We start from the raw sequence: 19500 nt of genomic DNA, 5'->3' as shown, positions 1-19500 counted from the left end.
CGCCACGGAGGCGCGCGGCCTGACCACGGTGCAGTTGCCGGCCTTCGACCTCCCTGAGGGGATCGCGGCCGAGCACTTGCACGCCGGCCCGACGTTCGCCGACGCCGTCGCGCCGAGTCTCGGCATCGCGTGCCTCGAAGCACCGCCGACCTGGCTTGCGGACCTGCCGCGCGAAGTCGTCGGCCGGACGATCACTGCGATGCCGATTCGCGACGCCTGGACCCTGCGATACCCGGCGTTCATCAAGGCGCCGAACGACAAGTCCCTGCGTGCCATGGTCTACACCGACGGCACCCGCCTGCCCGGCGCGGACGCCGTTGACCTGGACACACTCGTCCTGGTCGCCGAGATCGTCTCCTTCACCGCGGAGTTTCGCCTCTATGCCCTGGACGGGACGATCCACACCTCCAGCCAGTACTCCGCCCACGGTGGCAGGTGCCTGGCACCGCTGCCCGACGACGTCGCGTCCGCTGCCGCCGCGTTGATCCGCGACCTGGCCGAGACGTTGCCGTCGGCGATCGTTGTAGACGTCGGACTGCTCGACGACCGACTCGTGGTGATCGAGGCCAACGCCGCCTGGGCATCAGGCACCTACGCATGCGACGTCGACCGGGCCCTCGATGTCATCCTTCGCGCCGCCGGCCCAGTAGCGGGCCTGTTGCGTCGCGACGAGGCGTTCACCCGACCGGTTCCCGGCCAGCCCTCGTCGCAAGGAACGCGCAGGACCATCAGTGAACCCGCGCGCGCCGCTACCGTTGCGCATCGTGAACCACCACCATCCGAAGCTCGTCCCGCCCGTCGATGAGCTCGACCTGTCGGGCGTACTGATCCGGACCGACTACTCCAACGACGCCCGCTTCGCGCAGGTGCTGGAGAACGCCAGGCGACAGGTCGGCTCAAGTCCGACCGATCGCGCAAGGCTGCTCGTCGTCGACGACCCGCACCTCGCACGCATCGAACCCGGCCGGGTGGCGGACCTCGTCGAGGTCGAATCGTTCGCGTTCGTGGCCGACGCCCGCTCGATGGCCGACAGGACCCTCCTGGTCGTGGACCTGTACGAGGACTCCGACACCTACCTGGAGACCTTCCGCGTCGCGCCAGAAGCTGTCTTCACCGTCGAGGCGAACCTCGCGATCGCCAACCTGGACTTCGACGACTTCGCATCACAGGTCGACAACGACGGCGTCTACCGCGAAGCCATCGACAACGGAGACGTCAGGTAAGCCTGTTCAAGCCTGTCGGCGATGATCGGACAGATTCACGAACAGACGCGCAACCATGACGTAGATCGGATCTCGCGCTCACAACACTTGAGCACTCCGGCGTCGAACTCGGCCCGGGCCTCACATCACACAGAAGGCCGCGGGATCGAGGCCACCTACAGCTTCGGGTTATAGGCCCGCCTCGCAGCCCGCGCCGGGTGGGTCTGCTGCACGAGCCGGTGACAGTTTCGGTTACGCAGCGCGAGGATCAAGCCTCACCGGCATGATGAGCGCGACGGTGTCGGGCGCGTGCCTGGCGGCGAGACGGAGCGTGTTGCGTTCGCCGAAGGTCAGCTGGAGGTCGGTGTCGCCGAAGGAGCGGATTGCTTCGGTGAGGTACTCGCGGTCGAAGGCGACGGAGCGGGGTGCGTCGCCGATGCGGACCCCGGTCTGGTCGAGCCCGATCAGGATCAGGCGGTCGCGTGACCCGGCGTGCGCTCCGGGCCCGGCCTCGCGCCGGGTGACCTGGGTCAGCAGGTTGGGTGCTGTCGCTGTGGCGCAGTCGGTATCTGGCAAGGAGTCAGGTGTACTCATGTCCCAGGTCTTGGGCTGGTGCGCAGCGAGGAGCGCATGGTAGTCGGGGTAGAGCGCGTCGATGGGCGTGCCGTCCAGGTTGCCGAGCGTGACGCGCTGCGCGGCCAGGGATACGCCGACTTGCGCCGTGACCGCGTGGCCGAGGAATGCGTCCACGATCGCGATCGGCACGATGACTTGTGCCGGCGGGCCGACGACGCCTTCCAGCGGCACGCCGGTGGCGGCCAGCCTGTGGCGGTCGGTGGCGACGAGCCGGAGGACGGCTCGGTCAACGTCGAACAGCACGCCATGCAGCGCCGGCCAGGCGGGGTTATCGGCCACGGCGTGCCGGACGGAACGGAGTGCGGCACGCAGCGCGGTGTCGTTCACCGTGAGGGTGGTGGTCGCCGCCAGGAGGTCCCGTGCGTCGTCGAGGTGAGTGGTCGCTTCGACGAGCTCGGTCTCGAGGTGTCGCTGGTGGGCATCGACGATCCGGCGGGCAGTCACGGGATCGGCGGTGATGGCTCGGCAGATGTCGGCCACCGGCATGCCCGTCCGGCGCAGCCCGGCAACGATCCGGGCCCGGACTACCTGGTCTCGCGCGTACCAGCGGTAGCCGGTGACCGCGTCCACGTGCGCCGGCCGGAGCACGCCCGCGGCGTCGTAGTAGCGCAGGGCGCTGACGGGCAGGCCGGAAGCGCGCGAGAACGCGCCGACGGTCAACATCCGGTCCTGGTGCACCGGAACAGCATGGACCCTCGACTGGGTCGAGGGTCCAGCCGGTCACGCCGACGCAGCTGCCGGTACCGCTGTACGGAGCCGGACCGCCGCCAGGGCACACATCCCGAGCATGGCGGCGCAGCAGAGTAGGGCGGCGCTCGGGGAGAGCCACGCGGCGGTGGCACCGAGCAGGTTGTTGGACACCACGACCGGGGCGAGCTGTGCCAGCGAGGTCCAGGCCTGGACCCGGGCCAGGTGGGTACGGGGTGCGCTGCCCAGCACGAACGGCGCCAGGTGCGCGACGGCGATACCTGTCCCGGCCCCGACGACGACGGCCGCGCCGACAACCAGTGTCACCGCATCTCCACTCCCGGAGGCGACCAGTGCGACGCCTGCCGCCGCCGCGGTCAGCCCCAGGCCCACGGCCCGTCCGGTCCGCGACGTCGTACCGGTCCGGGCGACGACGAGCGCCGCGACGATCGACCCCGCCGCCTGAGCCCCGACGACGACCCCGGTTGCCCCGGCACCCCACCCCGACTCCCGTCCGAGCAGAGGCACCAGCAGTGACGACACCGGCAGCACGGCGGCGGCCATCGCGCCGGTCAGCAGGAGTGCCCTCGCCAATCCTGGGGTGCCGACGACGACCCGGGCACCGTCGGACAGAGAACGCCACAGCGGCCCGGTGGACGGGTCGGCGTGGTGCCGGGGCCGGATGACCGCCAGGACGACGAGGACTGCGGCGAAGCAGACGGCGTCGGCGATCGCGATCGCGGGCAGCCCCACGGTGGCGACCAGGACACCGCCGAGCGGTGCACCCGCAAGCAGCACGGCCTGGCTGAGTCCCTGGCGCAGGGCCAGCGCGCGGGGTAGCACGGCGTCGTCCACCAGGCGTCGAGGCATCGAGCCCATGGCCGGCAAGGAGAACGCCGAGACGACGCCGGACGCCAGGCTCGCGGCGGCCAGGAGCCACGGCTGCGGACCGGTGGCGTGCAGACCGCCGGCCAGAGCAAGACACACCACGAACATGACGGCCTCGGAACACAGCAGCAGCCGCCGGGCACCGACACGGTCGGCGACGGAGCCACCTACCAGCACGAGGAGCAGCCGGGGAAGGCCGGACGCGGTCAGGACGAGCGCCGCGACCTGGCCGCCGTGCGCAGCGGCGGCCCAGCCCAAGGCGAACCAGAGGACGGAATTACCGAGCTGACTGAGCGTGCTCGCAGCGAGGAACGCGACCCAGGCCCGGGGAAACGAGAGGAACATGCGCGCGACTCTGAGGGCTCGACCTGGTCGAGAGTCAAACTCGCGCGCCCACCGCACCGGCAGTCGGCTCCGACGCACCGAAATCGGCCTTGCGGTCATGAGCCCGACTCGCGGCAGGGTCACGCGCCCCACCGTGCCGCCACGAACCCGCGTGGGAATCGCGGCCGCTGCGGGCCCTACGATCGAGCGTGTGCGATTGTTCGAGAACCTGACTGCCACGCAGCGACCTGCCTGGCCGGAGCTGGAGCGGCTCGTCGGCGAGGCTTCGGTCACCGTCGAGATCCTCGCCCCTGACGCGGCGATCAGCCGTCGCACGCTCGAACAACTCCAGGTCACGACCGGCTCATACCTCGGCGCCGTCGTCGTCCATACCGGCGGGCTCCTGATCGACCACGGCTGGCTGCGCGTCTACGGAAGCCCGTCACCGAACGGCCCTGGCCACCTGCCGGGCTTGGCCGCGATGAACGACTTCCCGCCGGCGCCCGATGCCGCCTGGTCCCCGCCCTATGGGCTCGTCGTCGCCCACGACGTCCTCGGCGGTACCTACGTCCTCAACGGACACGACCCCGACGCCGCCGGAAGACCAGGGAACCCCGGCGAGATGATCTACCTCGCGCCCGACACTCTGCAATGGGAACGACTCGAGGCCGGCCACGCCGCCTGGCTCTCGTGGGTACTCGACGGCGGCTTGAGCGACTTCACGAGCGGACTGCGTTGGAACGGCTGGGAATCCGAGACCCGCAGCCTCAGCGGTGACCGTGGCCTGAACTTCTTCCCGCCCCTGTGGTCCAAGCAAGCCCACGAAGATCTCAGCGCCACCAGCCGCGCCATCGTACCCATGGCCGAACTCGTCGGAGTCGCTCGATCCACCGCCGCGCAGATCGACGGCGTCGACCTCGGACCACTCGGGACGTTCGACGGCCACCCATCCGATTCGGCCGGATGAGAAGCGGGGTGCAACGTCTGAGAGCCCCGACCCTGATCAGTCGCCCGGCAAGTATTGACGGTTCGGCGTCCTCACCTACCCCGCGAAGGGGTGGGGCCGGTGACGATGTCGATCCACAAGGTGTCCGCCGGGCACGGGTACGCCTACCTGTTGCGGTCGGTGGTCCAGGGCGATGGCGATCATGCCGCGCCCGACAAGGTGACGCGCTACTACCTGGAAGCCGGTACACCCCCGGGCATGTGGCTCGGCTCGGCCGTCGCGGACTTCGCCGGCAGCACCGCACGGCTCCGGCCCGGCGACGCCGTCACGCCGGTGCAGCTCAAGCGCCTGATCGGCGCGGGCCGCAACCCGCTGACCGGTGGCCCGCTGGGGCGTGACTTCGCCGAGTACAAGCCCGTGGCCGAACGGATCGCGCACCGAGTGGCTCGGCTGGACGAGGCGCTGACCGGCGCCGAGCGCGAGCAGGCGGTGGCGCGGATCGAGGCCGAGGAGCATCGTGCCGGGGACAAGCACGCCGTGGCCGGGTTCGACCTGACGTTCTCCGTGCCCAGTCGGTGTCGGTTCTGTGGGCGCTGGCCGACGCCAACACCCAAGCCCGGATCGTCGAGGCCCACCACGCAGCGGTGCGCGAGACGCTCGACCTGCTCGAACGGCAGATCGCGGCCACCCGCCGAGGTGCGCGCGGGATCGAGCAGGCAGACGTCACCGGCGTTGCCGCGGCGGCGTACGACCATTGGGACTCGCGCGCGAACGACCCACAGCTGCACACCCATGTCGTGGTGTCGAACAAGGTCAACACGTCCGACGACGGCGTGTGGCGGACCCTGGGCGCCCGCGGCCTGTACGGGGCCGCCGTGGCGCTGTCCGAGCACTACGACGCCGTGCTACGCGATCGCCTCACCGGCACCTTCGCCCTGGCCTGGGAACGGCGGCCGCGCGGCCGGGACCGGCACCCTCAATGGGAGATCGACGGCATCAGCGAGGACCTGATCGTCGAGTTCTCAAGCCGCACCTCCGCGATCAACTCCGAGACCGAACGCCTCAAGGCCGCCTACGTCGCGACGCACGGTCGCCAGCCGCCAGCCCGCGTCGTCGCGCGGATGCGCGCGCAGGCCACACTCGCCACCCGACCCGCCAAGCAGATCCACTCGCTGCACGACCTAACCGAGTGGTGGCGCCGACGCGCCGAACCTCTCGCGCCCGACGCCGACCCCGTCGGCCTGGCACGCGACCTCACCACTGCCGGCACGGGCCAGGTGTACACCGCAGCCCACGTGCCCAACGAGGTGATCGAGCAGGCTGCCGCCCAGACGCTGGCGGTGGTGTCGGACAAGCGGGCCACCTGGAGACGGTGGAACCTGTGGGCCGAAGCATCCCGGCAGACGATGGGCTGGCGCTTCTCCTCAGCAGCCGAGCGGGAGCAGGTCATCACTCGCGTCGTGGACGCGGCCGAGGCCCACTCGGTCCGGCTCACCCCGGACGAGCTCGCCCCGACCCCGGCAACACTGCAACGAGCCGATGGCTCCAGCCGACTGCGCCCCCAGCATCATGCGATCTACTCCAGCGAACAGGTCCTGGCCGACGAGGAGCGGCTGCTGATCCTGGCCGGAGAGCGAACCGGACCCTTGCTGCCGGACCGCGCCGTGACCGCCGTCGTCCACCGCAATGACGAGGGTCGCCGGCCTTCGGTGGAGCAGGCGAACGCGGTGCAGCAAGTGGCCACATCAGGGCGGGTGGTGGACGTGCTGGTCGGACCGGCCGGAGCAGGCAAGACCACCACCTTGCGCGCACTCGTCCGCGCCTGGACCGCACGCCATGGGCCCGGGTCCGTAGTCGGTCTGGCGCCGTCAGCGACGGCCGCGAAGGTCCTAGCCGATGACGTCGGGCAACCCGCCGAGACCACAGCGAAGTGGCTCACCGAGCACCGACACGGCCGCACTCGGCTGGCCAGAGGCCAGCTGGTGATCGTGGACGAAGCCACCCTCACCGGCACCCACACCCTCGCCCGCCTCGCCGCCCTCGCGGCCGACGTCGGCGCAAAGCTCCTCCTGACCGGCGACCCCGCCCAACTCCAGGCCGTCGACACCGGCGGCGCCTTCGCCATGCTCGTCGGCCGCCTAATGCCAGGATTTCAGCCGGGCCCTTATATGCCCTATCTCAACTCTCCGAACCCCGATTCGACCCCAATCGAAGCCCTCACCAACCCCACAACCGCCAATCCCTAAATTAAGATAGACCCAGGTCACCGGGCATTTCCGCCCGATTGATCCGTCCAACCCGATGCCGGCGAAGGTGTCTTCCAAACTGATTACGCGGGTTCGATTCCCGTCGCCCGCTCCGCGAGATTCCGTCGCCGGTCAAAGCCGACCGGCCGACGCCCGACTCCGCCGCCCGCGCCACCGTTCGTGGCTGCCTGCGGCTCGTCGAGCAGGGATCGGACTATCGGGTCCCAGGCGTCACGTCGACGTCGAACTTGAGGCGTACCGGCCGCCCGTTGGTCATCCCCAGGCATATCGGCCGGCCGCGTGGCACTCGGCCCTGCGCCCAGACGGCGTCGAGCACTTCCTGCTCGACGGTCGGATCGGTCTTCCCGTCGGCGAAGCGGGCCATGATCCGGCGGGCCTCGTCGCGCCCATCGACGGAGATCTCGATCCGAACCAGCGGCATGCCACGACCGTAGCTACTGATCCCTCAGTGGCCGAAGCATTTCCCGGCACCGATCTCCCGGACCGAGCCGTCGCCGCTTCGGAACTTTCAGCTCGCGACGAGCCGCGACGACCCTCGGGCCTCGAGGATCGAGCTTTCGGTTGCACGATTTGTGTGGATCGGTACTGTGTGGCGCAGCCGGGCCAGGCGGGCTGTTGGCCAGCAGGTTTGCTGCGTTCCTGGAATTCGGTGGCTACGCTCCACGTGCACTGCTGAGAGTCCCCCGTCTCCCCCGGATGATGGAACCCGCTGATGCCTGATGCCGTCCCGAGCAACGAAGCATGGACCGCACGACGCAGGATCTTCGAGGAGGCCGCCGATGGCGGCCCCGATGCTGTGGCGCGAGCGCTGAACTCTGTTCGTGAGCGCAAAGGGCTGAGCTACGGCCAGCTGAGCCGGATGGTGGGTTCTGCCGGGAAGACCACGATTCAGAACTGGTTGACGGCCGTGTCCGTACCGCAAGCGGGCAACCGCGAGTCGTTCGACAAGCTCCTGGACGGTCTCGACGTGGTCGATCCGCCTGGTGCTCTCGGGGGCATCGGTCACGACGGCTGGTGGAACGCCCTGCGTCCCGGAAGGAACGGCTGGGCCGGCGGGTCGGGCGTCGAGTCCCCCTATCCGGGCGTGCGGCCGTTCGATCTGGCCACGGCGCGGTTCTTCCCGGGCCGGGCAGAGGCGGTCGATGGGCTACGGGCTCGGATCCGGCGCCGGCTGGACGGTGAGGAACGGCCGCTGCTGCTGGTCACCGGTCGTTCCGGGATCGGGAAGTCGTCTCTGGTCGCTGCCGCGGTGGCGGGTCTGGGCGCCGGCGACCAGGCGCCTGTGATCGTGACACCCTCACCGTCAGCCGTCGCGGCGGTGGCGTCGGTGCGCGCCGCGGAACAGGCCGCGCCGACGGTGCTGGTCCTGGACCAGGCAGAGTCCTTGTGGTCGGCCGATGGCGATGACGAACGCGCCGAGATCCTCCGGGCCGTCGCGGAGATTCAGGAGCACCGTGAGCAGGTCGCGGTGGTGATGGTCTTGAGGTCGGATGCGATCGAGCCGGCGTCGGACAACGCGACGCTGCGCGCTGCCCTGGAACACGCGCACTTCGTGGTCGGGCCGATTTCTCGCGACGACGCACGCCAGATCATCGTGGGCCCCACCGGTGACGGCGGGATCACGGTTGATCCGGGCCTCGTGGACGTGATCTTGAAGGATGCGGGTGCCGACCCGGCACTGTCCGACCGGGCCGCTGTCGATGCCCTGGTGGGGGCGCTCCCGCTGTTGTCGCAGACCATGCGCAGTCTTTGGGAGCAGCGAACAGCAGCCGATCGGATCACGCTGGCCGACTACGCGCGGGTCGGGGGTGTGACGACGTCGATCCAGGCCGCCGGAGACGCGGCCTACGAGAGGCTTTCCGAGGAGGCGAAGAAGGTCTGGTGGCCTGTGCTCCGCGAGATGATCCGTGTCGAGTCGGACGGCGTCGCCCGTCGCACCGCTCCCTACGAACGGTTCACCGACCCCGCCTCGATCGAGGTGATCAGCACCCTGCGTGACGCCCATCTGCTGATGAGTGACGGTGACGGTGTCACGATCGGTCACGAGTACCTCCTGACCGCCTGGCCGCGCCTGGCCGAGCGGCTTGAATCGGTGCAGAACTGGAGCGACGCGCGTCGTCAGCTGGCTCAGTACTCCTCGTTGTGGGAGGAGACCGGACGCCCGGCAGACATGCTCGGCACGGAACCCGCTCTGAACGCCCTTGCCGCCAAGCAGAACGCGACGGACGGCGACGGTCAGGACGAGGGCGACCTGACCGGCAGCGAACGCGAGTTCCTGGCAGCGGTCAAGGAAGCGCGCGACAGGCAACTGCATGAGTCCAGGCGGGAGAACACGCGACTGCGGCGGCAGACGCGGCGGCTCCGCATCTGGACCGTCACCGCGTCCGCTCTCCTGGCGATCGCCATCGTCGCCGCCGCGACGGCGGGTTCGATCATGGCGAGCCTGAACGCGGCGCGAACCGCCGCGACCGTCGCGGACACCGCCGACCAGGCGCGTGACATCGAAGCGACTCTGCCGTCGCAGGCGGCACAGCTCGCGATTGCCGGGTACTCCATGCAGGACACGCCCCAGACGCGCTCGACCCTGCTGTCGCTGACCGCCGCGGCGCATCCGCGTCGCCTCGTCGGCGCAGCTGGGCCGGGCACCCTGGCGGCCGCTGACAACGTGATCGTCGAGGGGGGCACGAACCACACGATCAAGCTCCTCGACCCACAGACCGGCCAGGTGCTGCAGACGATCAAGGCACCGTCGTCGCACACCTATGCTCTCGACGTCGTCGATGCCGGCGGGCAACGCCTGCTCGCGGCCAGTGGCGAAGACGCCTCCGAAGGCTCCGGGCAGGGCTGTGTCTGGGACATCTCCAACATCTCCGAGGAGCCAGGCCTGCTCGGTTGTGTCGAGACGCCCTCGAAGTCCGACTCCGCGACGATCCTTCCCGACGGCAGCGGGGCCCTGTTCGGAGGCGCCGACGGCACGATCCAGCGCCTGGGAATCGACGACGGACGGGCCTCCGATCTCGGTCAGATCCCTGGGCCGCAGCGTGACGACGAGCCGCCCGCCCCGGTCGTAGGCCTGGATGCCGCGGGCAGTACCGTCATCGCCGCCGGGAACGACGGCACGTTGGCCACGCTCACCGATCCCCTCGGACAGGCACGATGGTCGCGCTCCTTGGATGTGTCGCCGGCCCTGTCGGTCAGGGTGTCCGCCGACGGCGAGCGATTCGCCGTTCCGACCACGGAAGGCAGCGTCACCCTGGGCCGCGTCCGCGGAAACGGGCGTCTGACGGTGACGGGGACCGCTACCGGATTCGAGTCCTGGGTCAACCATGTCGAATTCCTCCCGGAGGGAGGCATCGCCGCGGTCAGCTCGGACCAGACCCTGCGGTTCTTCACCTCCGACGGCGGTGCACCCACCCACACCCGCGTGCTGGCCTCCATCCCGACCGCCGTCGTGGTCACGGACACGATCGTGGCGACCTACGAGGTAGGTGGCGTCACCATGTTCTGGCCCCGCGAATCCTTCCCCGACCCCGACGAACGCGGACGCGTCTTCGCCGTCGAGACCGACGCGGCCGGCAGCAGGATCATCGCCACCGTCGGCGCCAAGGACGGACTGCTGCACGTCGATCGCATCGAAGCCGACGGGTCGCGAACCGCACTCGAGGTCCCCGACACGGGTATCGCGACACCCTACGGAGTCGATGTCTCGGCCGACGGCGAGTTCGTCGCCAGCGCGGGAAGCGGCCACCTGCAGATCTGGCGGGTCGACGACACCGCACTCAGCCGGCCCACCAGCATCGAGGTCGCTCCCGGCGACTCGAACATCATCAGCGCGACCTACTCACCCGACGGCACCCGCATCGTCATGTTCGACCTGGCGGAACCCTCCCTGATCGTCTACGACATCACCCCGGATCCCGCCGACGACGGCGCAGGCGTTCGCCTCACCCCGCACTCGAAGATCCCGGTGAACGCCGGCTACGTCGCCTTCACGGACAACGACACGCTCCTCGTCACCGATGAGGACAACGTCGTCACCGACGACGACGAGGTCACCTGGCGGCTGCTGCTGTGGGACCTGTCCGCCGATCGAGAGATCGGATCCATCCCCATGGGGGACCAGCACACCGTCGCACTCGCCGCCCGGCCCCACCATCCAGGGCAGGTGGCGTTCGCGACCGAGAGCCGCGAGGCCGGAATCCTGGACATCACCGACCCCGCCCACCCCCACGAGCTCTCCCGGGTCACCCAGCTCACCGACGCGCCGCGCGACATCGCCTTCGACTCCACCGGAACCCGCATCGTGATCGCCACCGCCAGCAGCGTCGACGTCCGCGCCGCCAGCCGCGACGGGCGCGAGATCTCCGAGACGGAACTGCGCCTCGTCGGGCCCCTTCGAACCCAGATCGCCGACGCCGCCTTCCTCGACAACGACTCCCGCATGGTCGCCTCCACCTACAGCGGCCACCTGTGGTGGTGGGACCTGCACCCCGAACGCGCCATCACCACCATCTGCTCGAGCATCGGCACCCCGCTCACCATCACCGAAGCACAAGCCCTCGCACCCGCCATCCCCGACGGCACCCGCATCTGCTAGGACGCGGCCGTTCGGGATCGTTCGGAACTCGCCAACCCCGCCGATCAGCGCCCTGACCTGGGATAGCGTCCAGATCGTCCACAGGAAGCGCCGAGCCGGCAGGCCGGCTTCCAACCAGCGGAACCCTGTGCGAGAAGGAGAGACCGAGTGCCGACTTCCACGCCCCAGAAGGTTCGCGTCGAGCGCAGCACCCTGTTCGTGGGCGACACGACCTACCCACTGCGAAACGTCGCGCGAACCCAGCTGCGCACCCTGTACGTGCACCCACCGGCCCCGCCCCTGCCCACCTGGCCCGGCATGCTCCAGCGCCTGTCCGCGATCACCGGCGGGATCTCGCTCCTCGTCGCCATTGGCGCGTTCGGCAGCGACAATGCGGGATTCGGCGTCTGGAGTCTTCTCTGGGTCCTCATCTGGGGCGCACTCTTCTACTACGGCTTCAAGGAGTCCAACAAGCCCCAGCCCAAACCCAAGGCCAGGAAGTACCACGCCCTCGACGTCACCACGACGGGCCGGCCGGAGAGCCGCCTCGTCGCTGACGACGAGTCAGATCTCCGAGAGCTTTCCGAGGCCATCACGGACGCGATCCACGACCCCAAGCGTGAGTACGTGAGTGTCATCAACTCCTACACCTTCAACAGCTCCGACACCGTCAACGTCGCCGGCGAGAATGCCGTCGGCAAGATCGACGGCCACGGCAGCGTGAACTTCCGCAGGAGCGCCTCATGACCGGCGATACCTACAACATCTCCGGCAAGAACGTCGTCGGCGTCGCCAAGGACCACGCCACCGTGCACATCGGCGACGGTACGGACTCAAAGGTCATGGCAGCGTTCGCCGAAGTCGTCACCCAGATCCGCGAAGTCCGATCACTCGTTCACGACGATGCCGATGCCGGCACCGCGCTGGACGAAGCCCTTCCGATCCTTGAGAACGCCGGTCCGACGCAGACTCCGAAGGTCACGCGAGCGCTCAACAGGATCAAGGAAATCGCGGTGGCGCTCGGTGCCGTGGGTGCCGCGCTGCTCGACGCCGTGAACAACGTGCTGCAACTGCTCGGGGTGCTGTAGCAGCAGGACCCCGAGTGATCGGGACGGCCCCCAGCGACTGCCCTCTCACAGATCACCCTCCACGAAGGAGAAGACGATGGCCTGCGCCTGCGTCGTAGCGAACAAGATCAAGTGCCAGTGGTGCCTCGAGGCAGAACGTCTCGGCTACCCACCGTCTCGCCACAGCTGCCAGTGGGGCAGCTGCTCGTAGACGACCACCCACCACGTGACAGCGGAAAGGACGTAGAAGCCATGGACGATGGATCGGCTGCCGACGGCTCGGCGGCAACCGCGCTCTTGCTCGGACTGCCGCTACTCCTCGTGCTCCTCTTCGTCGCCGGGAGATGGCAGACCATTCTGGCGAAGCGACCGCACGAGACGATCGTGGACTTCGGTCCCGAGCACGTTCACCAGATCGTCGACAAGACATTTGGCAGATTCCTGTGGGACGACGTCGACGGCCCCGGGGACATCAACAAGCGGCGGCTTTCACTGAATGATCGCCCAGTCGTCATCTCGATCGACGTCACCGAACTGGAAGACGGCCGAACGCACGTTCTCGCCCAGATGACGCGCTGGTCGGAGAACGGCTTCGGAATGATCGGAAGCCGTGGACACCACCTCGCCAAGAAGGTCATCAGAAGACTCGAAAATGCTCAAGGTAAGTGACAGCGCTTTCGTGTTGCCGTCGTCGGGAGTGAGCAGGACGGCGAAGGAGCGCACGAGCTCGGCCAGCACCGTCATCTCGGGGCACGCGGTAACGAGCTCGGCGAGGCGGCTGGCCTGGGTATCGGTGAGGTTCGCGGGCTTGGTCAGCAGCAGCCTCGTGGCGCGGCGCGGTGAGAAGTGCCGGTGGTCGTCCAGGTGCCGGTTCTGTTCAGGTACCGGTAGAGCAGGTCCTGCGAGCCGGTGTACCCCTGCTCGCGGATCTCGGTCAGGAGCTGGGTCACGGTGACGCCGGGCTCAGCCTCACGCCGGGTGTGTAGGTGGTCGCGGTAGGGGTTGACCAACGTGGCACGGTACGTCGGCGGGCGGGCGACCTGCTCGGGCTTGGTCGCGCGGTCGTACCGCTTGACGGTGTTCAACGAGATACCGAGCCGCCGGGCGCAGTCCAGAAGCCCGACACCGGCGGCGCGCAGGTCGTGGACCTGCTGCCACCGCTCGGCCGTGGTCTCGGCGAGGCGGCCCTCGCGCATCCCGGTCGCCGACGCGCCGGCCCAGCATGCCGAGTGGGCGGCGATCTCCTTGCCGACAGGCTTCGGCGAGGTTGTGCCACAGGTGCCACCGGTCGGCGACCTGCACGGCGTCGGGCAGCGCCTCGCGGATCGCCTGGGCGTAGACGGTCGACCCGTCCCGGGTGAAGACCTCGACCCCCGGGATGGTCGAGCAGCCACTGCTTGACCACGTCCGCACCGCGGCACTCGATCACGTCGACGCGGCGCCCGGTGGTCGCGTCGATCATCACCGTGGCGTAGACCTGCCCGCGGCGCAGCGCGAAGTCGTCGATCCCCAGCACCCGCGGCACCTCGACCGCCGGTAGCGGGATCCCGCGCAGGGTCCGCAGCGCCGTGTCCCGCGAGGTCTCGATGCCCAGGGCCGGCAGGACCCGCACCGAGGCGCGGGCCGCGAGCTCGGTCACCACCGTCGCAATCGTCCCGGCGAGCCGGACCATGCGCCGCTGGTAGCGCTCCAGGACCCCGGGGACCTGCTCCCGGAACGTCTTGCGCGCACACCCGGCCGCCTGGCAGACCAGGCGCCGGACCCGCACCCGCAGCTCGACCCGGACCCCAGCGACCGGCAGGTCGGCCGGCGACCGCTCGTGCAACGCGTGGACACACTCCGACAGCACCCCGCAGACCGGGCACCTGACCAGCCCTGCGGCCGTCACGGCGGACACGACCAGCCCGCCGCCACACTGAACCACGTCCTGCACCACCAACCCGTCAAGATCCCGACAAACCGCTCTGACCAGCGCTTCCACATCGCCCACGGCAGATCATGGCAGACGGCCGGGCTTCCTCGGGCCAACCACCGAAAGTGCGACAGAGCCGAAGACTGGACAGACCCGTTCTCGGTGAGGAGGCCAGCAGCCTGCGGCCGAGCTCACGCTGCTGGGTCATCGACCCGATCGACGGGACGCAGCAACTCATTTTCGGTGTTCCCGTGTCCATGGTCTCGATCGCCCTGGTCGTCGACGGCCAACCACAGGTCGCAGTCGCAGCCAATCCGGCCACTGGCGAGACCTACTGGGCCACCGCCGGCGGCGGCGCATACCGGGACGGCACCGCACTTCTGGTGTCTCCTCGCGATGGACGATCGAACGGCGCGATCGTCTGCGGCGGAGGGAGCGTGCCGACACCGGCGAGCCTCAACGCAGATGGCCTCCTCGACCTCACCGCCGACGCACTGACCTCGAGCCGGTTCCCCTGGCCGTCGGTGTTCTCGGGGTGCAAGGTCGCCGAGGGGTCCTGGGATGCCGACCTCTACAGCGGAGCGATGCCGCACGATGTCGCCGCCGTGTGCCTCCTGGTCCGCGAAGCCGGCGGCAAGGTCACTGACCGGCTCGGCCGGGCCCAGCGATACGACCAGGAGGTCAACGGCTGCGTCCTGAGCAACGGGCTCATCCACCACGACCTGGTCACCCAGTGGGCCGAGAGCTATCTACCAAGGACACCGCGACCTTCACCCGCCTGATCCCTGGGCTCGTGTATCGCGGTGCCGCACGGGTCCTTGGCGATGTTGCGCAGCGTCCAGGACGGGTGGCATCTGGATGGGGCTGTCGGCGGGTCCTGGCATGGGGCTTCTCATCGATCTGCCGGCCATTTCTTCCAACCGATTTGTCGCTTTCCTCGCCGGCTGCCAAGTCCTGCGTCTCGTCCGGTCGGGCTCCTGCGAGGTGTGATGGATCGTCTCGGCAGTGCTGGCGTCGATGATCGCTCAGCGCTGGGAGCGCCATTGCTCGACCAGGGCGGGGAGCTGGGTGCGGAGGAACGCGAAGAAGTCCGCCGTCTCGAGCAGGCGTGCCGTGGCGCGTTCGTCGTCGGCGTTGCGGGCGCCCTCGGTCAGGACGACCTCCAGCGCACGCAGGTTGTCGTCCTGGCTGATGGTCGCTTCTACCCACGCGTCCGGGCGGACCTCGTAGACGAGTTGCCGGTCGCTGCGCCGGGTCGTGTCGACCAGGCCCAGGGTGCGCAGCATCTTCGCACCGTTCGATATCGCTGACGGTCCCACACCCAGACGATCCGCGAGGTCGGTGGCAGTGAGGGTTCCGTCGGGTGCGGTCATCAGGCTGGCGAACATCCGCGCGGACATCCGTGGCCAGCCAGAGCGTGCGAGCACGCCGGCGAAGCGCTCGATGAACCTGTCAGCGTGATCGGCCACGAAGACCTCCTCCGGCATGGCCGCGCTCGTGCGCGCGGCATCGGGTTGTTGCGACGGTGCAAGCGTACCCGCAACTTCACGTACTTCACGAATTACGTGTAGTATCGATCGCATGACCTACGTCATCCACCTCGACAAGGTGTCCAAGTCCTTCGGGACGGTCAAAGCCCTCGACGATCTCGATCTGACCGTGCGCCAAGGGCAGGTGCACGGTCTGCTCGGCCCGAACGGGGCGGGCAAGTCCACCACGATCCAGGTGCTGCTGGGCATGCTGCGCGCCGACGGCGGGAGGGCCCGTGTGCTGGGTCGGGACCCCTGGTCCAACATGCCTGACGTGCGTCGCCGGCTGGCCTACGTCCCGGGGGACGTCAGCCTGTGGCCCAACCTGACCGGCGGCGAGGTGATCGACCTGCTCGCCCGCATGCACGGGCACGTGGATCGCGCACGGCGCGACGCGCTGATCGAGCGGTTCGAGCTGGACCCGACGAAAAGGGCTCGGACCTATTCCAAGGGCAATCGGCAGAAGGTGGGGCTGGTCTCGGCGTTCTGCCTCGCCGCCGACCTGCTGATCCTCGACGAGCCGACCTCCGGCCTGGACCCGCTGATGGAGGAGGTCTTCAAGCAGTGCGTCCGTGAGGCCCACGAGCGGGGGGCGACCGTGCTGCTGTCCAGCCACATCCTTTCCGAGGTCGAACAGCTCTGCGACCGGGTCAGTATCGTCCGCGCGGGCAAGGTGGTCGACACCGGTTCGCTGGCCGAGCTGCGCGCGCACGCGGCCACGATCGTGGACGCGACGCTCGCCACATACCCGTCCGATCCTTCCTTCCTGGATGACGTCGGCGGCGTGCAGGATGTGACTCTCGACGGTGCCCGGGTCACCGTGGCAACCACCCGGTACGACGACCTGATGACCCGCCTGACCGCTCACGGCATCGAGTCGCTCACCGTCAACCCACCCACCCTGGAAGACCTGTTCCTGCACTACTACGAGACGAACCAGACCGGAACCACGGCGACGGCCACGACGGAGGCCGCACGATGAGCGCTCTGGTCGGCACCGTGCCGATGCTCGCCCTGACCGCCCGGCGCGAACGCTCGCACATGCCCGCGTGGTACGGCCTGGCCGCACTCCTGCTGGTCGTTGTCGGCGCCGGCATCCTCGGGACCTATCCCACCGAGGCCGCCCGAACCGAACTCGCCCAGACCGTCAACACCGATGCCGGCGAGCTGTTCCTCATCGGCCCGATGCACGGAACCAGCATCGGCAGCCTGATCCTGTGGCGCACCCAGGGCATCGCCACGATCTTCATCGGCCTCGCCTCCATCCTCGTCGTGACGCGCAACACGCGCTCCGCCGAGGAGAACGGCACGAGCGAACTGCTGGGAGCGTCCGCCATCGGCCGCGCCGCACCGCTCGGCGCGGCTCTCGTCGTCGCCGCCACCGGATCGCTCGTGGCCGGCGTGATCATCGCAGGCGGGTTCCTGACCCTGGGCGCCGACGTCGGCGGAAGCCTGCTCGTCGGCGCTCAGGTATTCACCGTCGGACTGCTCTTCGCGGGAGTTGCCGGCATCGTCGGCCAGATCGTGCGCACCGGTCGCGCAGCCACCGGCCTCAGCGTGACGGTCCTGGCCGCACTCTTCCTCACCCGTGGCGCCGTCGATGCCTCCGGAGGATCGCCGTGGCTGTCACCGCTGGGCTGGACAGCAGCCGCGCGGCCCTTCACGGACAACAACGTGCTCACCCTGCTACCCGCCTTGGCGCTGGCCGCTGTGACGATCATCGCGAGCATCCGCATCGCCGCCGGCCGCGACCTCGGCGCCGGGCTCCTGCCCGACCGAGCAGGCCGCGCCCAGGCATCCACCCTGTTGCGCGGCCCGTTCTCCCTCGCGCTGCGGGTCAGCAGGGGTGCCATCATCGGCTGGACCCTTGGCGCGGTCGTGGTTGGTCTCCTCATCGGCTCCGTCGCCTCCACCGTCGACCAGCAGGCAGACCTCGACATCGGCGGGTCGGGTCCCGGACTGGCCAACACCGCGGTCTACCTGGCTCCCGAGGTGATCACGGTGCTCGCACTGGTCACCGTCCTGCGACTGCGCAGCGAAGCGGCCAGCGGGCGGGCAGAGATCCTGCTGGCACGGCCCGTCCGCCGCGGCCACTGGCTGCTGGCGCACGCTGCGACAGCAGCCGTCGCAGCTCTCGTTGCCCTCGCGGGTTTCGGCCTGGGAATCGGCCTCGGCACCGGTGCCGACGTCCTGGCCTGGGTATGGGCCGCGGTCGTCCGTGCACCGGCCGTGTGGATCCTCCTCGCCCTCGTGGCAGCCTTGCTGGCGACCGCCCCAGGTCTCGCCGCGGGGACGGGCTTCACCGTCCTCGCGCTCCTGCTCGCACTCGAGTTCGTCGTCGAACTCCAGATCCTGCCGCCCCAGGCGTACTACGCCTCACCGTTCGCCCTCGTCCCCCAGCTCCCTGACGGCCCAGGACACCCCGGCTACACGGCACTCCTGCTGCTGGTCACCGCAGCGCTGCTCGCTCTCGCTCTACGCAGGATCCGATACCTCGACATCCGCTAACCGCCCCCCCAGCCAAGTCACCGCGACCTCTCCCGATCTGTCTTCGAAAGGAAACCCGTGTCCGAACACCGAGACTTCCGGTTCGGGGCCAACCTCTATGTACCCGGCGACAGGACCAGTTGGGTCACCAAGTGCCGGGAGGCCGAACGGAGCGGCTATGACGTCATCAGCGTCGCTGACCACGTGGGCCTACCGCCGTGCTTTCCGACACTCGTACTCGCCGCAGAGAACACCGAGCGAGTCCGGCTCAACACTCTGGTCCTCAACACCGCGTTCTACTACCCCGGGCTGCTCGCCCGTGAGGCAGCGGGTACCGACCAGCTCATCGGTGGACGCCTCGAGCTAGGGCTCGGCGCCGGGTACGCGAAGTTCGAGTTCGACGACGCCGGGGTGCCCTGGCAGCCGTCCCGTGCACGCGTCGACCATCTTGAGCACAGCGTCACCGAGCTGAAGAGGCACTTCACCGACCACGAGTTCAGCCCTCGCCCCGCACAGCGACCGGGCCCGCCGCTTCTGATCGGTGGGCGCGGCGACCGGGTCCTGACCCTGGCCGCGAAGCATGCCGACATCATCGGGTTCAACGGCGCCGGACCGGTCGCCGACGGCAACATTCCCGCGGTAGAGGACGCAGAGAGCATTGCCAGGCGGGCCGACTTCGTGCGACAGAAACTCGGCGCACGCACGCGGGACGTCGAACTCAACCTCCTCCTGCACTGGGTGGAGATCACCCGCGACCGCGACGCAGCGCTGAACACGGTGCAGCAGGCGATGCCCAACCTGACCCGCAGGCAGATTGCCAACCACCCCACCGTGCTCGTCGGCACCCCCTCCGACCTCGCCGAACAGCTGCGCCAAACCCGCGAACGCTACGGGTTCTCCTACTTCACCGCCCTCGAACGACACTCGGAGGCCTTGTCGAAGGTTATCGAAGCCCTCAGATAATAGGCGCATCCACATC

18 protein-coding genes and 2 pseudogenes are annotated in these 19500 nt (G+C 69.1%); 14 read left to right on the top strand and 6 right to left on the bottom strand.

From position 1 onward, the window contains the following. Nucleotides 1–28 precede the first annotated feature (28 nt). Together IIE03_RS12895 and IIE03_RS12890 are read left to right on the top strand one after the other, a co-directional pair. Complete coding sequence (locus IIE03_RS12895) at nucleotides 29–805, top strand: ATP-grasp domain-containing protein (protein WP_318842962.1); 777 nt, start codon at nucleotides 29–31, stop codon at nucleotides 803–805. After that, nucleotides 765–1223, top strand: coding sequence for a DUF6924 domain-containing protein (locus tag IIE03_RS12890; protein WP_192863173.1), 459 nt, complete (start codon nucleotides 765–767; stop codon nucleotides 1221–1223). Before IIE03_RS12895 ends, IIE03_RS12890 begins: the two co-directional genes overlap by 41 nt. A gap of 231 nt (nucleotides 1224–1454) precedes the next feature. Here the strand turns inward: IIE03_RS12890 and IIE03_RS12885 are convergent, their stop codons facing one another. Together IIE03_RS12885 and IIE03_RS12880 are read right to left on the bottom strand one after the other, a co-directional pair. Next, complete coding sequence (locus IIE03_RS12885; RefSeq protein WP_192863172.1) at nucleotides 1455–2516, bottom strand: DNA polymerase III subunit beta family protein; 1062 nt, start codon at nucleotides 2514–2516, stop codon at nucleotides 1455–1457. 42 nt (nucleotides 2517–2558) lie between these two features. Next, nucleotides 2559–3758: an MFS transporter gene (locus IIE03_RS12880; protein ID WP_192863171.1), complete on the bottom strand. Its 1200-nt coding sequence runs from the start codon at nucleotides 3756–3758 to the stop codon at nucleotides 2559–2561. Nucleotides 3759–3948: 190 nt separating this feature from the next. Here IIE03_RS12880 and IIE03_RS12875 point away from each other — a divergent pair, with 190 nt between their 5' ends. The 3 genes and pseudogenes from IIE03_RS12875 to IIE03_RS25865 all read left to right on the top strand — a co-directional run bounded on the left by IIE03_RS12875 (nucleotide 3949) and on the right by IIE03_RS25865 (nucleotide 6929). Beyond that, nucleotides 3949–4704 carry a DUF2625 family protein gene (locus IIE03_RS12875; protein WP_318842961.1) on the top strand — a complete coding sequence of 252 codons (756 nt, stop codon included), beginning with the start codon at nucleotides 3949–3951 and terminating at the stop codon, nucleotides 4702–4704. Nucleotides 4705–4809: 105 nt separating this feature from the next. Continuing rightward, nucleotides 4810–5882 (top strand): annotated as a pseudogene (gene mobF / locus IIE03_RS25870) (MobF family relaxase); the annotation flags it as partial. 207 nt (nucleotides 5883–6089) lie between these two features. Beyond that, nucleotides 6090–6929 (top strand): AAA family ATPase, encoded by an 840-nt coding sequence (locus IIE03_RS25865; RefSeq protein ID WP_225997715.1) that lies wholly within the window; start codon nucleotides 6090–6092, stop codon nucleotides 6927–6929. Nucleotides 6930–7143: 214 nt separating this feature from the next. Here IIE03_RS25865 and IIE03_RS12865 read toward each other — a convergent pair whose 3' ends face one another. Beyond that, a complete protein-coding gene (locus IIE03_RS12865; protein ID WP_192863168.1) occupies nucleotides 7144–7371 on the bottom strand; it encodes a hypothetical protein in 228 nt (75 codons plus the stop codon). Between the two features lie 291 nt (nucleotides 7372–7662). Here IIE03_RS12865 and IIE03_RS12860 point away from each other — a divergent pair, with 291 nt between their 5' ends. The 4 genes from IIE03_RS12860 (at nucleotide 7663) to IIE03_RS12845 (ending at nucleotide 13262) form a co-directional block, all read left to right on the top strand. Further along, nucleotides 7663–11547 (top strand): WD40 repeat domain-containing protein, encoded by a 3885-nt coding sequence (locus tag IIE03_RS12860; protein WP_192863167.1) that lies wholly within the window; start codon nucleotides 7663–7665, stop codon nucleotides 11545–11547. Between the two features lie 147 nt (nucleotides 11548–11694). Next, complete coding sequence (locus tag IIE03_RS12855) at nucleotides 11695–12273, top strand: DUF6232 family protein (protein ID WP_192863166.1); 579 nt, start codon at nucleotides 11695–11697, stop codon at nucleotides 12271–12273. Continuing rightward, a complete protein-coding gene (locus tag IIE03_RS12850) occupies nucleotides 12270–12614 on the top strand; it encodes a hypothetical protein (protein WP_192863165.1) in 345 nt (114 codons plus the stop codon). The genes IIE03_RS12855 and IIE03_RS12850 overlap by 4 nt, the downstream gene beginning before the upstream one ends. 231 nt (nucleotides 12615–12845) lie before the next feature. Further along, nucleotides 12846–13262 (top strand): hypothetical protein, encoded by a 417-nt coding sequence (locus IIE03_RS12845; RefSeq protein ID WP_192863164.1) that lies wholly within the window; start codon nucleotides 12846–12848, stop codon nucleotides 13260–13262. A gap of 143 nt (nucleotides 13263–13405) precedes the next feature. On the opposite strand, the gene IIE03_RS26740 is transcribed toward IIE03_RS12845, so the two are convergent. Beyond that, nucleotides 13406–13789 carry a hypothetical protein gene (locus tag IIE03_RS26740; protein WP_192863258.1) on the bottom strand — a complete coding sequence of 128 codons (384 nt, stop codon included), beginning with the start codon at nucleotides 13787–13789 and terminating at the stop codon, nucleotides 13406–13408. Between the two features lie 161 nt (nucleotides 13790–13950). Between IIE03_RS26740 and IIE03_RS25855 the strand changes: the two genes are divergently transcribed. Then, nucleotides 13951–14133 carry a hypothetical protein gene (locus tag IIE03_RS25855; protein ID WP_225997724.1) on the top strand — a complete coding sequence of 61 codons (183 nt, stop codon included), beginning with the start codon at nucleotides 13951–13953 and terminating at the stop codon, nucleotides 14131–14133. 210 nt (nucleotides 14134–14343) lie between these two features. Here IIE03_RS25855 and IIE03_RS27020 read toward each other — a convergent pair. Then, nucleotides 14344–14481, bottom strand: a pseudogene (locus IIE03_RS27020) (transposase family protein); the annotation flags it as partial. Nucleotides 14482–14591: 110 nt separating this feature from the next. Between IIE03_RS27020 and IIE03_RS12830 the strand changes: the two are divergent. Then, nucleotides 14592–15287, top strand: coding sequence for an inositol monophosphatase family protein (locus IIE03_RS12830; RefSeq protein ID WP_192863162.1), 696 nt, complete (start codon nucleotides 14592–14594; stop codon nucleotides 15285–15287). A 243-nt stretch (nucleotides 15288–15530) separates the two neighbouring features. Here IIE03_RS12830 and IIE03_RS12825 read toward each other — a convergent pair whose 3' ends face one another. Continuing rightward, nucleotides 15531–15974, bottom strand: a complete 444-nt coding sequence (locus IIE03_RS12825; protein ID WP_192863161.1) for a GbsR/MarR family transcriptional regulator — start codon at nucleotides 15972–15974, stop codon at nucleotides 15531–15533. 112 nt (nucleotides 15975–16086) lie between these two features. Between IIE03_RS12825 and IIE03_RS12820 the strand changes: the two genes are divergently transcribed. From IIE03_RS12820 to IIE03_RS12810, 3 genes are read left to right on the top strand one after another with little or no spacing between them, the layout of a single operon-like run. Continuing rightward, on the top strand, nucleotides 16087–17016 hold the full coding sequence (locus IIE03_RS12820) for an ABC transporter ATP-binding protein (protein WP_192863160.1): 930 nt from the start codon (nucleotides 16087–16089) through the stop codon (nucleotides 17014–17016). Further along, a complete protein-coding gene (locus IIE03_RS12815) occupies nucleotides 17013–18542 on the top strand; it encodes an ABC transporter permease (protein WP_192863159.1) in 1530 nt (509 codons plus the stop codon). The genes IIE03_RS12820 and IIE03_RS12815 overlap by 4 nt, the downstream gene beginning before the upstream one ends. A gap of 57 nt (nucleotides 18543–18599) precedes the next feature. Then, nucleotides 18600–19484, top strand: a complete 885-nt coding sequence (locus IIE03_RS12810) for a TIGR03621 family F420-dependent LLM class oxidoreductase (protein ID WP_192863158.1) — start codon at nucleotides 18600–18602, stop codon at nucleotides 19482–19484. Nucleotides 19485–19500: the final 16 nt, after the last annotated feature.

The sequence above is a fragment of the Myceligenerans pegani genome, from assembly GCF_014892515.1.
GTDB classification, from domain to species: domain Bacteria; phylum Actinomycetota; class Actinomycetes; order Actinomycetales; family Cellulomonadaceae; genus Myceligenerans; species Myceligenerans pegani.
The sequence above is the reverse complement of the archived record's forward strand: the minus strand, read 5'-3'. Positions and strand labels throughout refer to the sequence as shown.

Excerpts from the sequence above, each read along its gene's own strand:
- IIE03_RS12830 (WP_192863162.1), top strand. The coding sequence starts at position 14,592 with ATGGCAGACGGCCGGGCTTCCTCGGGCCAACCACCGAAAGTGCGACAG.
- IIE03_RS12850 (WP_192863165.1), top strand. The coding sequence starts at position 12,270 with ATGACCGGCGATACCTACAACATCTCCGGCAAGAACGTCGTCGGCGTC.
- IIE03_RS12865 (WP_192863168.1), bottom strand. The coding sequence starts at position 7,371 with ATGCCGCTGGTTCGGATCGAGATCTCCGTCGATGGGCGCGACGAGGCC.
- IIE03_RS12860 (WP_192863167.1), top strand. The coding sequence starts at position 7,663 with ATGCCTGATGCCGTCCCGAGCAACGAAGCATGGACCGCACGACGCAGG.
- IIE03_RS12845 (WP_192863164.1), top strand. The coding sequence starts at position 12,846 with ATGGACGATGGATCGGCTGCCGACGGCTCGGCGGCAACCGCGCTCTTG.
- IIE03_RS12880 (WP_192863171.1), bottom strand. The coding sequence starts at position 3,758 with ATGTTCCTCTCGTTTCCCCGGGCCTGGGTCGCGTTCCTCGCTGCGAGC.
- IIE03_RS26740 (WP_192863258.1), bottom strand. The coding sequence starts at position 13,789 with ATGCGCGAGGGCCGCCTCGCCGAGACCACGGCCGAGCGGTGGCAGCAG.
- IIE03_RS25865 (WP_225997715.1), top strand. The coding sequence starts at position 6,090 with ATGGGCTGGCGCTTCTCCTCAGCAGCCGAGCGGGAGCAGGTCATCACT.
- IIE03_RS12820 (WP_192863160.1), top strand. The coding sequence starts at position 16,087 with ATGACCTACGTCATCCACCTCGACAAGGTGTCCAAGTCCTTCGGGACG.
- IIE03_RS12815 (WP_192863159.1), top strand. The coding sequence starts at position 17,013 with ATGAGCGCTCTGGTCGGCACCGTGCCGATGCTCGCCCTGACCGCCCGG.